The sequence below is a fragment of the Streptomyces sp. NPDC088732 genome (assembly GCF_044751205.1).
Classification (GTDB): Bacteria; Actinomycetota; Actinomycetes; order Streptomycetales; family Streptomycetaceae; genus Actinacidiphila.
The window spans coordinates 436790-449868 of the sequence record NZ_JBIVLI010000001.1 but is presented as its reverse complement, the minus strand read 5'-3'; the positions used below and the strand labels follow the sequence as shown (position 1 = coordinate 449868).

14 protein-coding genes are annotated in these 13079 nt (G+C 75.8%); 7 read left to right on the top strand and 7 right to left on the bottom strand.

All coding sequences use genetic code 11. The features are described 5' to 3' along the window. The first annotated feature begins 86 nt into the window (after positions 1–86). Together ACIP9H_RS01905 and ACIP9H_RS01900 are read left to right on the top strand one after the other, a co-directional pair. On the top strand, positions 87–1121 hold the full coding sequence (locus ACIP9H_RS01905; protein WP_401956854.1) for an NAD-dependent epimerase/dehydratase family protein: 1035 nt from the start codon (positions 87–89) through the stop codon (positions 1119–1121). Between the two features lie 132 nt (positions 1122–1253). Further along, positions 1254–1388, top strand: coding sequence for a hypothetical protein (locus ACIP9H_RS01900; RefSeq protein WP_401956851.1), 135 nt, complete (start codon positions 1254–1256; stop codon positions 1386–1388). A 22-nt stretch (positions 1389–1410) separates the two neighbouring features. Here the strand turns inward: ACIP9H_RS01900 and ACIP9H_RS01895 are convergent, their stop codons facing one another. Further along, entirely contained in the window at positions 1411–2529 is a 1119-nt protein-coding gene (locus ACIP9H_RS01895) for a sensor histidine kinase (RefSeq protein ID WP_401956848.1), read from the bottom strand. Beyond that, on the bottom strand, positions 2522–3280 hold the full coding sequence (locus ACIP9H_RS01890; RefSeq protein WP_401596694.1) for a response regulator transcription factor: 759 nt from the start codon (positions 3278–3280) through the stop codon (positions 2522–2524). Before ACIP9H_RS01890 ends, ACIP9H_RS01895 begins: the two co-directional genes overlap by 8 nt. 124 nt (positions 3281–3404) lie before the next feature. Here ACIP9H_RS01890 and ACIP9H_RS01885 point away from each other — a divergent pair, with 124 nt between their 5' ends. From ACIP9H_RS01885 to ACIP9H_RS01875, 3 genes are read left to right on the top strand one after another with little or no spacing between them, the layout of a single operon-like run. Then, a complete protein-coding gene (locus ACIP9H_RS01885) occupies positions 3405–4163 on the top strand; it encodes a glycosyltransferase family 2 protein (protein WP_401956846.1) in 759 nt (252 codons plus the stop codon). Further along, entirely contained in the window at positions 4160–4837 is a 678-nt protein-coding gene (locus ACIP9H_RS01880) for a DUF2064 domain-containing protein (RefSeq protein WP_401956844.1), read from the top strand. The genes ACIP9H_RS01885 and ACIP9H_RS01880 overlap by 4 nt, the downstream gene beginning before the upstream one ends. Then, positions 4834–5520 carry a class I SAM-dependent DNA methyltransferase gene (locus ACIP9H_RS01875; RefSeq protein ID WP_401956841.1) on the top strand — a complete coding sequence of 229 codons (687 nt, stop codon included), beginning with the start codon at positions 4834–4836 and terminating at the stop codon, positions 5518–5520. Before ACIP9H_RS01880 ends, ACIP9H_RS01875 begins: the two co-directional genes overlap by 4 nt. A 33-nt stretch (positions 5521–5553) precedes the next feature. On the opposite strand, the gene ACIP9H_RS01870 is transcribed toward ACIP9H_RS01875, so the two are convergent. From ACIP9H_RS01870 to ACIP9H_RS01860, 3 genes are all read right to left on the bottom strand, one after another. Then, positions 5554–6243, bottom strand: a complete 690-nt coding sequence (locus ACIP9H_RS01870) for a DUF4232 domain-containing protein (RefSeq protein WP_401956839.1) — start codon at positions 6241–6243, stop codon at positions 5554–5556. A gap of 121 nt (positions 6244–6364) precedes the next feature. After that, positions 6365–6805 (bottom strand): hypothetical protein, encoded by a 441-nt coding sequence (locus ACIP9H_RS01865; RefSeq protein ID WP_401956837.1) that lies wholly within the window; start codon positions 6803–6805, stop codon positions 6365–6367. Continuing rightward, positions 6802–7980, bottom strand: coding sequence for a molybdopterin-dependent oxidoreductase (locus ACIP9H_RS01860; protein WP_401596707.1), 1179 nt, complete (start codon positions 7978–7980; stop codon positions 6802–6804). The genes ACIP9H_RS01865 and ACIP9H_RS01860 overlap by 4 nt, the downstream gene beginning before the upstream one ends. 114 nt (positions 7981–8094) lie before the next feature. Between ACIP9H_RS01860 and ACIP9H_RS01855 the strand changes: the two genes are divergently transcribed. Beyond that, positions 8095–9564, top strand: coding sequence for a glycosyltransferase 87 family protein (locus tag ACIP9H_RS01855; RefSeq protein ID WP_401956834.1), 1470 nt, complete (start codon positions 8095–8097; stop codon positions 9562–9564). Continuing rightward, positions 9561–10652, top strand: a complete 1092-nt coding sequence (locus ACIP9H_RS01850) for an Ig-like domain-containing protein (protein ID WP_401956831.1) — start codon at positions 9561–9563, stop codon at positions 10650–10652. The genes ACIP9H_RS01855 and ACIP9H_RS01850 overlap by 4 nt, the downstream gene beginning before the upstream one ends. 362 nt (positions 10653–11014) lie before the next feature. On the opposite strand, the gene ACIP9H_RS01845 is transcribed toward ACIP9H_RS01850, so the two are convergent. Together ACIP9H_RS01845 and fes are read right to left on the bottom strand one after the other, a co-directional pair. Continuing rightward, the gene (locus ACIP9H_RS01845; protein WP_401596714.1) at positions 11015–11542 is read right to left on the bottom strand and encodes a GNAT family N-acetyltransferase; all 528 of its coding nucleotides are present in this window, start codon (positions 11540–11542) and stop codon (positions 11015–11017) included. Positions 11543–11622: 80 nt separating this feature from the next. Further along, a complete protein-coding gene (fes, locus tag ACIP9H_RS01840; protein ID WP_401956828.1) occupies positions 11623–13059 on the bottom strand; it encodes an enterochelin esterase in 1437 nt (478 codons plus the stop codon). Positions 13060–13079: the final 20 nt, after the last annotated feature.

The window sequence follows — 13079 nt, the reverse complement described above, 5'->3', positions numbered from 1 at the left end:
TCCCAGATGCCCCGGAAGCTTACGAACCCCTGACGGCCGCGCGCGTCCGGGCGGGGCCGGGCCTGCCAGGACCTACGGTCGACAGCATGCTGGTACTTGTCACGGGCGGCGCGGGCTTCATCGGCTCCCACATCGTCACCGCCCTCCTCGAAGACGGCCACGGAGTCAGGATCCTGGACCGCGCGGACGGCCCCGCGCCCGAAGGGACCGAGCTGCTGCGCAGCGACGTCCGCGACCCCGCGGCCGTGGCCGAAGCGCTGCGCGGCGTCGACGCCGTGTGCCACCAGGCCGCCATGGTCGGCCTCGGCAAGGACTTCGCCGACGCTCCGGACTACGTGGCCTGCAACGACCTCGGCACCGCGGTGCTGCTGGCGGCCATGGCCGGGGCCGGCGTGCGCGAACTGGTGCTCGCGGGCTCGATGGTGGTCTACGGGGAGGGCCGCTACACCTGTGAGCGGCACGGCCTCGTCCGCCCCGGTCCGCGGCGGCCGGAGGACCTCGCCGCGGGGCGCTTCGAGCCCCCGTGCCCGCAGTGCGGCGAGCCGTTGCGCCCCGGTCTCGTCGAGGAGGACGCCCCCGCGGACCCGCGCAACGTCTACGCGACCACCAAGCTCACCCAGGAGCACCTGGCCGCCTGCTGGGCACGCGCCGTGGGGGGCCGGGCGGTCTCCCTGCGCTACCACAACGTCTACGGCCCGGGCATGCCCCGCGACACCCCCTACGCCGGAGTCGCCGCGCTCTTCCGCTCCGCCCTGGCGCGCGGCGAGGCCCCCCGCGTCTTCGAGGACGGTGGCCAGCGGCGGGACTTCGTGCACGTCCGTGACGTCGCGGCGGCGAACGCGACCGCTCTTGCGACTGTTCGCGCCGCCGGGGACTCCGGTGGCGCCGTCGGTACGCTGCGTGCCTACAACGTGGGCAGTGGCGAACCCCGCACTGTTGGCGATCTGGCCCGTGCGCTGTCGGTGGCGTGTGGCGGGCCGGAGCCGGTGACTACTGGTGAGTACCGGCTCGGCGACGTTCGGCACATCACGGCTTCGTCGGCCCGGTTGCGGGACGAGCTCGGGTGGACGCCGGGCGTCCGGTTCACTGACGGGATGGCGGAGTTCGCCGCGGGGGCGTGAGCCGCACGGTGCCGGCTGCCACGTCCGCGATGCCGCGGCGGCGAACGCCACCGCTCTCGCGGTGTCCGCGCACTGTTGGCGATCTGGCCCGTGCGCTGTCGGTGGCGTGTGGCGTGTGGCGGGCCGGGACCGGTGACCACTGGTGAGTACCGGCTCGGCGTCGTTCGGCACATCACCGCTTCGTCGGCCCGGTTGCGTGACGAGTTCGGGTGGACGCCGGGTGTCCGGTTCGCCGACGGGATGGCGGAGTTCGCCGCGGGGGCGTGAGCCGCACGGTGCCGGCGGACCTTCACCCCGCCAGGGGGAGCACCACCTCGAAGCGGCAGCCGCCGGGGACGTTGCGCACCGCCGCCCGCCCGTCGTGGGCCTCGACGATGCCGCGCACGATGGCGAGCCCGAGACCGGCTCCCGCGGGCGGTGTGCGCGCATCGGTGCCGCGCCAGCCCGTGTCGAAGACGCGCGGCAGGTCCTCGGCCGGGATGCCGCCGCAGCCGTCCGTCACCGACAGCACGACAACGTCCTCCGCGCGGTGCGCCGCGACCGCGACGGTCCCGTCGGCCGGGGTGCGGTGGATGGCGTTGACCAGCAGATTCGCCAGGACGCGGGTCATCTCCCGGCCGTCGACCTCCACCGGCACCGGGTCGCGGACGCCGGCATGGCCCCCGACGAGCAGCACCCCGTGCTCGCGGGCGAGGGCGTCCGCTCCGGCGAGGGCGTCGTCCACGAGGTCGTGGACGGACATGCGGGTCGGCGCGAGGGCGAGCACGCCCGCCTGGATGCGGGAGAGTTCGAAGAGGTCGCCGACCATGCCGGAGAGCCGTTCGACCTCGCCGCGGATCCGGCGGTGGTAGCGGGCCGGGTCGTCCACGACCCCGTCCTCAAGGGCCTCGGCCATGGCCCGCAGACCGGCGAGCGGGGTGCGCAGGTCGTGCGAGATCCAGGCGACGAGCTCGCGCCGGGAGGACTCCAGGGCGCGTTCGCGCTCGCGGGAGGCGGTGAGTTTGGCGCTTGTGGCGGCCAGTTCGCGCCCGAGGGCCGCGAGTTCGGCGGTGGGTGCCGCGGCGGGCGCCGAGAAGCCGCCGCCGTCCCCGAGGACGCGGGTGGCCTCGGTCAGGGCACGGCTGCCCGCGACGACCCACCGCCCCAGCAGCAGCGCGACGGTCAGGGAGACGGCCGCCGCGATGGCGCAGACGGTCGTGACCACGCCCAGGTCGTGCGAGGACAGGAACATCGCCCAGGCGACCGACAGCGTCCCGGCGAGCATCGCGCCCACCGCCACGGAGGCCACCACCGCGAGGGACAGGGCCAGCGAACGGCGCCGCAGCAGACGCAGGGCGAAGGCGCCGAGCAGTCCGGCGGCGGCCGCGCCGAGGGCGGCGTATGCGGCGATGAGCAGCAGGTCATGCATCGGCGGGCTCCGTGGCGGACGCGGTGGGCGGGTCGAAGCGGTAGCCGACGCCCCAGACGGTACTGATCAGCCGGGGCCGGGCCGGGTCGTCCTCGATCTTCTCGCGCAGCCGGCGCACATGGACGGTGACGGTCGACAGGTCGCCGAACTCCCACCCCCACACGCGGTGCATGAGCTCCTCGCGGCCCACGACCCGGCCGGGGTGCTGGAGGAAGAACGCCATCAGTTCGAACTCCCTCATGGTGAGGGCGAGTTCGACGCCGTCGCGGGTCGCGCGGCGGGCGGCCGGGTCGAGGGTGAGCCGCCCGGACCGCAGCAGCGCGCCGGCGCCGGGGCCGCCCCCCGCACCGGCCGCGGCCTCGCGGCGGGTGCCCGCGCGGCGCAGCACCGATTCGACGCGCAGCACCAGTTCGCGCGGGCTGAACGGCTTGGTGACGTAGTCGTCCGCGCCGACCTCCAGACCGAGGATGCGGTCGTCCTCGTCGCCGCGCGCCGTGAGCATGACGACCGGCACCTCGCCGTGGTCGGCGCGGATGCGGCGGCACACCTCCAGCCCGTCCAGGCCGGGCAGCATCAGGTCGAGGACGACGAGGTCGGGCCGGGCGGCCGCGGCGCCGGCGAGCGCCGCGTGGCCGTCCGCGGCGCGGTCGACGACGAAGCCCGCGCGGACGAGGTAGCCGGTCACGACCTCGGCCACGGTGGGGTCGTCGTCCACCACGAGGACACGGGCGGGGGATGCGTCGCTGGTCACGCCCCGAGTGTCGCACCGGGCAGGTGCCGGACGGGTGGGCCGGTGGCCCCCACAGGGGGGACGTCCGTGTTTCGTAAGGACTGCATGTCCGAAATGCCCGGTCCGTGTTCGTAGGGTGAGGGAGGTGACCGACACCTTCCCCTCGCACCCCTCGCAGGTCGATGTGATCCTGCCCTGCCTCGACGAGGCCGCCGCGCTCCCGTGGGTGCTGGAGCGTGTTCCGGCCGGCTGGCGGGCCGTCGTCGTCGACAACGGCTCCACCGATGGATCGGCCGCCCTCGCCGAGCGCCTCGGTGCCACCGTCGTGCACGAGCCGCGCCGCGGTTTCGGCGCCGCCTGCCATGCGGGGCTGCTCGCCGCGACCGCCGACGTCGTCTGCTTCAGCGACTGCGACGGCTCCCTCGACCCCGCCCTGCTGCCTTCCGTCGCCGGCCCCGTCCGCGACGGCGAAGCGGACCTCGTGCTGGCCCGCCGCCGCCCCACCCGGGCGGGCGCCTGGCCGCTGCACGCCCGGCTCGCCAACCTGGAGCTCGCCCGGCTGATCCGCCGCCGCACGGGCCTGCGTCTGCACGACCTGGGGCCCATGCGCGCCGCCCGCCGGGAGGCACTGCTCGGGCTCGGCCTCACCGACCGGCGTTCCGGCTACCCGCTCCAGATGCTGGTCCGGGCGGCGGACGCGGGCTGGCGGGTGCGGGAGACCGAGGTGCCGTACCTGCCGCGCACGGGACGCTCCAAGGTCACCGGCACGTGGCGCGGCACCTGGCACGCGGTGCGCGACATGCGCGCCGTGCTGGCGGAACCGCCGGGTCCGCCGTCGCCCCCGTCCGTGCCCGGGCACCCGGAGGCGCCCCTCGCCGGCTCCCCGGCGGGGGAGCGGCGATGACGGCGCGTCCGCACGGGGACGGCCCTCCATCCCCACCGGCCCACGTCCGCCCTGCCACCGGACCCACCACCCTGCTCGTCATCGCCAAGGAACCGCTGCCCGGCCGGGTCAAGACCCGGCTCACCCCGCCCTTCACGCCGGAGCGGGCCGCCGCCCTGGCCGCCGCCGCGCTCGCCGACACCCTGCACGCCGTGCTCCGGGCCCCCGCGCGACACCGCGTGCTGGTCCTGGAGGGCCGCCCCGGACCGTGGCTGCCGCCGGGGATCGAGGTGGTCCCGCAAGTGCCGGGCGGTCTGGACGAACGCCTCGCGGCGGCGTTCGCCGGCTGCGACGGGCCCGCGCTGCTGGTCGGCATGGACACCCCGCAGATCTGCCCGGAGCTCCTCGCGCCCGCGCTGGCCGCCGACGCCTGGGCGGACTGCGACGCCTTCCTCGGCCCGGCGGCCGACGGCGGCTTCTGGGCGCTCGGCCTGGCAGTGCCCGACCCCCGCCTGCTGCGAGGGGTGCCGATGTCCACGCCGCGCACGGGCGCGTTCCAGCGGCAGCGGCTGCTGGACGCGGGCCTGAGGGTGCGTCACCTGCCGGTCCTGCGGGACGTGGACACCGCCGCCGACGCGCTCGCGGTGGCGGCCGCCGCGCCCGGCACCCGGTTCGCGGCGGAGCTGGGCCGGTGACGGCGCCGTCGATCGCGCCCGTACCGCGCGCCGGTTCCGCCGGCACGGGCGCGACGGCCTGGGTCGACGACCCGTACGCCCATGCCCTGCGCACCGGGCGCGGCCCGCTCTTTCTGCGCCGTTCCGACGGCTGGCTGCTGCCGCTGGAGGTCGAACGGTGGTGCGCCGAGCCGGACGCGGCCGACTCCGCCCTGCTCGGCCGCTGCCGCGGGCCTGTCCTCGACATCGGCTGCGGCCCGGGCCGTCTCGTCGCGGCACTCGGCGGGCGCGGCCTGCCCGCCCTCGGCGTCGACGTCTCCCCGGCGGCGGTCGCCCGGACCCGTGGCGCGGGCGGAACGGTACTGCGCCGTTCCGTCTTCGACCGCCTGCCCGCCGAGGGCCGCTGGCGCACGGCCCTGCTGGCGGACGGCAACATCGGCATCGGCGGCGACCCCGCCGCCCTGCTCGCCCGGGTCCGCGAACTCCTCGCCCCGGGCGGCTCCCTGCTGGCCGAGGCGGCCCCGTACGACGTCGACGAGCGCCTCACCGTCCGGGTGGAGGACGCCGGCGGCCGCCACGGCGGCGACTTCCCCTGGGCCCGGCTCGGCACGGCGGCGCTGCGCCGGACGGCGGAGGCCGCCGGCTGGACCACGGCGGGGGAGTGGGCGGTGGGCGGGCGATTCTTCATGGAGCTGACGCGCTGAGCCCCGGGGCCCGCGCGCGGGCGGGACGTCGCGTCAGGAGGGCTGCGCCGCCGACAGCGCGGTGACCGTGACGACACCGTCGCACTCGGCGAACACGCCGTCGTCCAGGGCGACCTGGTGGCGGCCCGCACCGCCCGGGAGGCCCAGCACCATCGTCGGGTACTGCACGGGAGCCTCGCCCGACGCGCAGTAGCCGTCCCCCTCGCCCTGGACCTGGTGGAAGGTCAGTTTCACCCACACCCGGCCGCCGGGCGCGACCGTGACCGGCGCGGAGGTGCCGCTGTTCTCGACTGTCAGCGGCACGTTGAGCTCCGGTGAGCCGTTGGCCGCTCCGGCGACCGTGGGGAATCCCTGGACCGTGCAGGCGGATCCGGAGGTGTTCGTGAAGCCCACGATCGCCGCCCCCGTGCCCGTTCCCTGCGGGCGCTGAGCCGCCTGGCGTGCCGGGCCCGCCTCCAAGGCCGTGTCCCCGCACGGGGATTCCGCCGGCGCGGCGGAGGTCGGGGAGGCCGGGGAGGCGGCGGATGCCGACGGGGTCGAGGATGCGGAGGGCACGGGTGAGGCCGAGGACACCGGCGACGCCGCCGATGCCGAGCCCGTCGGGGCGGACTGGGCGGGCGGAGTCACCGTGCCGTCGTCCCCCCGGCATCCGGTCAGCAGTACCGCCGCCGCGCAGGCCAGCACCGCGGCCACCGCCGTGCCGCGCGTCTTCGTGTGCTCCATGACGTCCCCCTGTGGTTCGGCCGCCCGGCTCGCCGCCCGGCGTTCGGCTCGGAACACGCGGCCGGCGGCGGGGGCGGTTTCGGGCCGTACGCGGCTGATACGTGATGGTGACGTACCGCGGTCATGTCGTCACATTCCGGGATCTGCGGCCGGCCCGCTCACGGCGGCGGCGCAGCCGCCCCAGCAGCAACCGGCCCGCCGTCACGACCGCCACCCCGCCCATCGCCAGGCCCCAGTTGCGCACGTAGTCCAGCGGCAGCACCGACGGGTTCACCCCCTGCCCCTGCCGCAGCATCACCGGGAGCGCCACCGCCGTGAGGCAGCCGGCGGTGATCAGCGCGGCCCGCAACGGCCTGCGCGCACGCGGCGGGAGGAGCGCGCCGGCGGCGAGGACGAAGGGGACGAGCACACCGTCGTGCAGGAGGACCGCGGCCGCCAGCCAGCTCAGCACGCCCGCCGGGGAACCGACCTGGCGATCCGTCAGCAGCAGTACGGCGCCGAGCGCCATCGCCGCCACGCCGGCGGCGCCCAGCGCACCGCGCAGCAGTCGTGACGGGGTCACGGCAGCAACACCTCCAGCCGGGCGACCCACTTGGTCTGCAGCACGCCGGGCCGGTTCGGGGCGATGATCCGAGCCGGATGGCCGTGGTCGGGGGACAGGGGGGCGCCGTTGAGGGCGACCGCCAGCAGCGTCAGGGGGTCGCGGGCGTAGGAGGCGCCCATCTCGGTCACCGCGTAGGCGCCGTCGCGCTCCAGGGAGACGACGCGCAGGCGCGCGTCCGGCGGGGCGCCGGCGCGGTCCAGCAGGTCGCGTACCCGGGCGCCGGTCCAGTGCGCGTTCCGGCTCCAGCCCTCGACGCATGCGATCGGGAGAACGGCCGAGTGCCGTGCCAGCGCCCGCAGTTCGGCGAGGCTCAGCTCGTACGGTCGCGGGCCCGCCACCTGGAGCCGCCAGCCGGCCGTCAGCTCCCGGGTGATGCCGGCCGCCGCCGCGGTGCGGTTCACCGGCAGTCCCTGCGGGCCGTGTCCGGGGCTGCGCGGGGCGAAGAGGGCGGCGCGGCCGAGCGGGGTCAGGGACTGGCCGACGGTCGTCAGGGTCACCGCGCCCGTGGCGACCGCCACGGCCGTGACGAAGGACCGCCGGTCGGGGCCGTCGTCCGCGGGCAGTTCCCGCGTGCCGGACGACCGCCGCGTCCAGTGCGCGGCGACGACCGGTGCCTTGACCGCCAGGTGCAGCAGCAGCGCGCCGACGGCGACCCAGGCCAGGGCCCAGTGCGCGGGGCGGAAGTTCCACGGCCAGGGGTACCACTGCACGGTGTTGAGCAGCCCCGTCACCAGTTGCAGCAGCACGCTGCCGACCAGCACGCCGACCGACAGCCGTTCCAGCGCGTGCGCGAACGAGCGCACCGCGGGCCGGGCGAACAGCCGCGGGTAGACCGTCCACAGCTTGGCGAGGAGCAGCGGAAGGGCGGCGATCCCGCTCGCCACGTGCAGTCCCTGGGTCAGCCGGTAGCCCCACACGGGACGGCTGGGCAGGGCGTCGGCCGCCCACGACGGCGGTTGCTGGAGCCAGTGGCTCACCAGCCCGGTGACGAAGCAGACGGTGATCGCCGCCCCCAGGGCGCGGCCGACCACCGTCGCCGTCCGCGGGTCGTGCAGCCGCCCCGTGAACACCGGGGACGGCGGGGTCTTGGGCAGGGGGAGCCCCGGGGGAAGGCGAAGGCGAAGGCGTCTCATGCGTCCCATCACACCGCCCGGGACCCCCACGGAAGGGCCTTCGACTCCTTACGGAATACGGACGGACGGCCGCGCGTGATCGCCCGCACCGCCGTGACCTGCGACGGTGGGTCCGTGGGTACCCGCGCTGCCACCGCTGTCACTGCCGCCACCGCCGTCCTGCTCGCCGCCCTCACGGCGGCCGTCGCCACGGCCGTCCAGCACGACACGCCCGGCCGCACGCTGCTGCGCCAGGCCGTCGCCTGGGCGCTGTTCGCCGCCGCTGCCGTCGCCGTGCGCAAGGTGCCGGTGCGGCGGGCCGTCGTCCTGGTCGCCGCGGGCGGCGCGGCGCTCGCCCTGGCGGGGCTCGCCGGGCCCCCGGGCACCAGCGACGACATGTACCGCTACGTCTGGGACGGCCGCGTGCAGGCGGCGGGCATCTCCCCGTACGCGTACGCCCCTTCGGCGCCCGAACTCGGCGCGCTGCGCGACCCGTGGCTCTTCCCGCCGGACGGCGCCTGCCGTGCCTGGGACGAGCACCCGCTCCCGGGCGGCGGCTGCACGCTGATCAACCGCCCCGCGGTGCACACGATCTACCCGCCGGTCGCCGAGGGCTGGTTCCTCGCCGTGCACGCCCTCTCCCCGGACGGCGCGCGCCACAAGGCCGTGCAGACCGGCGGCGCGCTCCTGGCCACGGGCACCACCCTCGCCCTGCTCCTCGTGCTGCGGAGACGAGGCGGCGACCCGCGGCGTGCCGCGCTGTGGGCCTGGTGCCCGCTCGTGCCGGTCGAGGCCGTCGACAACGCCCATGTGGACACCCTCGGCGTGCTGCTGCTCGTCTTCGCCCTCGGTGCCGGCGGAGCCAGGCGCGGCGCGCTTCTCGGCGCCGCCGTCGCCGTCAAACTGCTGCCGGTCCTCGCTCTGCCGGGGGCGCTGTCGGGGGTGCTCTCCCGGGGGCGCGGGCCGCGCGAGGCAGCCCGACTGGTGCTGGCCGCGGTGCTCGTCGTCGCCCTCGCCTACCTCCCGTACGTCCTGGCCTCCGGTGCCGGCGTCCTCGGCTACCTGCCCGGCTACCTCCAGGAGGAGGGCTACGACTCGGCGCACGTACGGCGTTTCGCGCTGCTGCGCCTCGTCCTGCCCGACACCGCCGCGGGGTTCGCCGCCGCGGCCGTGGTCGGGCTCGCTGCCCTGTACGTGCTGCGCCGCGGCGACCCCCGGCGCCCCTGGAGCGGAGCGCTGCTGGTGACGGGCACCGCGCTGCTCGTCACCTCGCCCTCCTACTCCTGGTACGCGCTGCTGGTGGTCGCCCTGGTGGCCCTCGACGGCCGGTGGGAATGGCTGTCGGTCGCCGCCGCGGGTGCCGTGCTCTATCTCGCCGGGGGCCCCGCGCAGCAGGCGGTCTGCTACGGGACCGCGGCCCTGGCCGTCGTCGCGGGTGCGTTCGTACGACGGGCGATGGAACGGCGCCCTCCCGGGCAGAAGGAGGAATACGACTCGACCGGGGAGGATCCGACCCATGCATTCCGACCGGATACCGCGCGCGTCCGCCGCGGTCCTCGCACTGTCCGTCGCCGTGTCGCTCTCCGCGTGCAGCGGCTCCGGTGACGCCGGGGGGCAGCGAGGGCGCGGCCGCCCGTCCGGCGATCACCGTCACGCCCGCTTCCGGCGGGCAACCCGTTCCCGTCGACCGCAAGGTGACCGTCCGCGTCACCTCGGGCCGGCTGGACTCCGTCCGCGTCACCGCCCCCGGCCCCGGGGCGCTGTCCGGCGCCCTCGCCTCCGGCAAGGACGGCTGGACGTCCACGGGGCACCTCGCGCCGGGCGTCACCTATGACGTCGTCGCCCGCGCCACCGGTGACGACGGCAAGGCGCTCACCCAGCACGTGCGCTTCACCACCGCCGAGGCCGACCGCACCTTCGTGGGGGAGTACCACCCCGACAAGGGCACCACCGTGGGCGTCGGCATGCCCGTCTCCATCGTCTTCAACCGGCCCATCCGCGACCGCGCGGCCGTCGAGCGGAAGCTCGCCGTCACCGCGTCGCCCGCCGTCGACGGCTCGTGGAGCTGGATGAAGGACTGGAGCGGACGCGACCGCGTCGACTGGCGGCCCCGCGCCTTCTGGAAGGCCGGCACCGACGTGACCCTGCGGATGAACCTCGACGGCGTCGACGCGGGCGGCGGGGTCTACGGCACCCAGAACCGCGTGGTGCACTTCCGGATCGGGCACGCCGTCACCACCACCGTCGACACCTCCCGCAAGACCCTCACCCTCAGCCGCGACGGCAAGGTCGTGCGGACGCTGCCGGTCTCGGCCGGCAAGCCCGGTTACGAGACCTGGAACGGCACGATGGTCGTCCTGGAGAAGACCCCCGGCATCACCATGAACTCCCGTACCGTCCGCATCTTCGGCCCCGAGGCCTACAACCTCAAGGACGTCAAGTGGGACGTCCGCCTGACCACCTCGGGCACCTTCACGCACGCCGCCCCCTGGAACGACGGCAAGTTCGGGAAGGTCAACGGCAGCCACGGCTGCGTCGGCATGAGCACCGCCGACGCCAAGTGGTTCTACGAGCAGGTCGGTATCGGGGACCCGGTCACCGTCGTGCACTCCACGGACACCGTGCAGCTGAACAACGGCTACGGCGCCTGGAACGCCGACTGGGACGACTGGCGAGCCGGCAGCGCCCTGTGACGGAAGGGCGGCGGACCGGCGGACTGCCGGGGCCCGGACCCGCCCGGACACGGCGGAGCCCGCGCGGCGTGCGCGGGCTTCGTCGACGACCTACGAGGTGGGACTCCCTTCGCCGGCATGGTCCGGATCAGGTGCTAGGGGTCGCTCTCCGGTCCTTGCCTCTTCCCTGACCTTCAAGCCTCTCAGCCCGGCCGTTGAACCCGGTCGCGGGGGAAGTGGGACCTTCCCTGTCCGCCGCCGGTGCTACCGAACTCCCTCGCTCGCCCCGTAGGCCTTCTCCAGGTTAGTACCGTTCGCCGTGGAGCACTAGCGGCAAATGCCCCGATTTCATGATTTTCAGGCGTCAATACGTACGTACCTGCTCAGACGCGGTCGAACGGCTCCGCGTAGCGGAACGCCCCGCTGACCGACGGTGTGTACGCGGCCAGCGGCCGCACCTGGAAGTAGGGGCCCCAGGCCGGAACCGGCGGCAGGATCCGGTAGTCCGTGCTGGCCCGGAAGCCGAAGCGGCCGTAGTACGCGGGGCTGCCCAGCAGGGCCACCAGCGGCTCCCCGAGCGCGTCCGCCGCGCCCAGCACGCTGTGGACCAGGGCGAGCCCGACCCCGCGCCGCTGGTGCCCCGGCGCCACGCTCAGCGGGCCGAGCGCCGCCACGGGAACCTCGTCCACATGACCGCGCGTGCACAGGACATGCCCGACGACGCCGCCCTCGTCGTCCGTCGCCACCAGCGACAACGGGGGCAGCCACGCCCCCGACTCCCGCAACTCGGCCACCAGCGTGGCCTCCACCGGCACCTCCGTGCCCGGTTCCGCCCCCTGTTTCGCGAAGGCGGCCGCCGTGACGGCGTGCACGGCGGCCAGGTCGTCTGAGGTCTCCCGTCGGATCAGCACCCGGGCAGTCTCCGGTCCGCGCGCCCGCCGGGCAACCCGTTTTCCCCGCCGGACGCGGCGCGCGGACGGTGTGCGAGCCCTCAGCCGCCGCCGACGACCAGCCCGCGCGGCCCGCCGCCGGGGACCGCGCCGGGGAAGGGGCCGCGCAGCAGGCCGACGAGCCCCTGGGCGAGGTCGTCGCGCCAGCAGAGGTAGTCGTGGCCGCCGTTGTACTCGTGGTGGGCGACCTCGTAGCCCTTGGCGCTCAGGGCGTCGCGCAGCCGGTGCCCGGCGGCCGGGACGCCCCACTCCTGGAGGCCGGCCGACAGGTGGAAGCGGACGGGCCTGCGGGCCAGCGCCCGGACGCGCCCGGTGAGCCATTCCTCCGGGCACGCCCCCTCGCGGCGGGCCGCCGGCCACCAGAACGCGCCCGACTGGGCCAGGACGTTGCCGAAGCGCTCCGGCCGCCGCAGCGCGGCATAGGCCGCGGCCAGACCGCCGAGCCCCTGGCCCGCGACGACGGTCCTGGACGGGTCGCCGGAGACGGGCCAGCGACGGGCCGCCCAGGGCAGCAGTTCATGCGTCAGGAAGGCCACGAAGCGCTCGGCGCAGGCGAGTTCGCGGCGCCGGGTGTCGCTGTCGAGCGCGTCCGGCAGGAGGGCGATCAGCGGCGGCAGCCGGCCCGCGTGGACGAGTCCGTCGAGCAGCTGGGAGATGCCCAGTTGCTGCCACACGTCGCCGTCGAGCAGGACCACGACCGGCAGCCCGGTCAGGTCCTCGTGGCCGGCGGGCGCGTACGCCCACACCCGCCGCCAGTTGTGCAGGTGCCCGCTGCGCAGCGTGTGCACGGACAGCTCGCCCGCCCTGGCAGCGGGGTGGGCCCGGTCGCCGCCGAGCGGGACGGGGGCCGCGGGGAGCGCCACGACGGAGAGCGGTTCGGCGCCCCAACGGCTCGGGAAGACCGTGCGGTTGAGGGGATCGCGCCGGGGATGCCGGCGCAGCCTGCGCAGGTACGCCTGTCTCGCCCCGGGCGCGGAGCAGCCCTCCGGGCCGTCCCCGGTGCCCTCGTCGCCCTCAGCGCTCCCGCCGCTGCCGTCGGAGTCGGCGTCGTCAACGCACAGCGCGTACGTGGCCCGCCAGTCGGCCCGCATCCGTATCGTCCAGTGCCACACGTCCGTTCCCGGGACGCGGGACATGAGGTTGCCCGCCAGGTCCTCCGGGTCCGCCACCTGGTTGGGCAGCACGAGCACCGTGCGTGTCGCGGCGGTGCCCCGCCACAGGAAGGTGACGGCGGCATGCCCCGGGTCACCGGCGACGGCCTCCACCAGCGGCGTTCCCTCCGCCTCCACGGCCCGCCAGAAGTCCCGCTCCCGCTCCGGGCGTTCGGCCAGTGCCGCGATCCGCGCGCTGCGGGCGCGCTCCACCGGTGCGGGCCGGGGGAAGCGCGGCGCGCGCAGCGACGCGCCGGACGGCGGGCTCCACAACGCGGACAGCATGACCGGCAAACCCTCCTGGACGTCTCCGACGGCAAAGGTCATTTAAAGTCACGTTCCCCTCG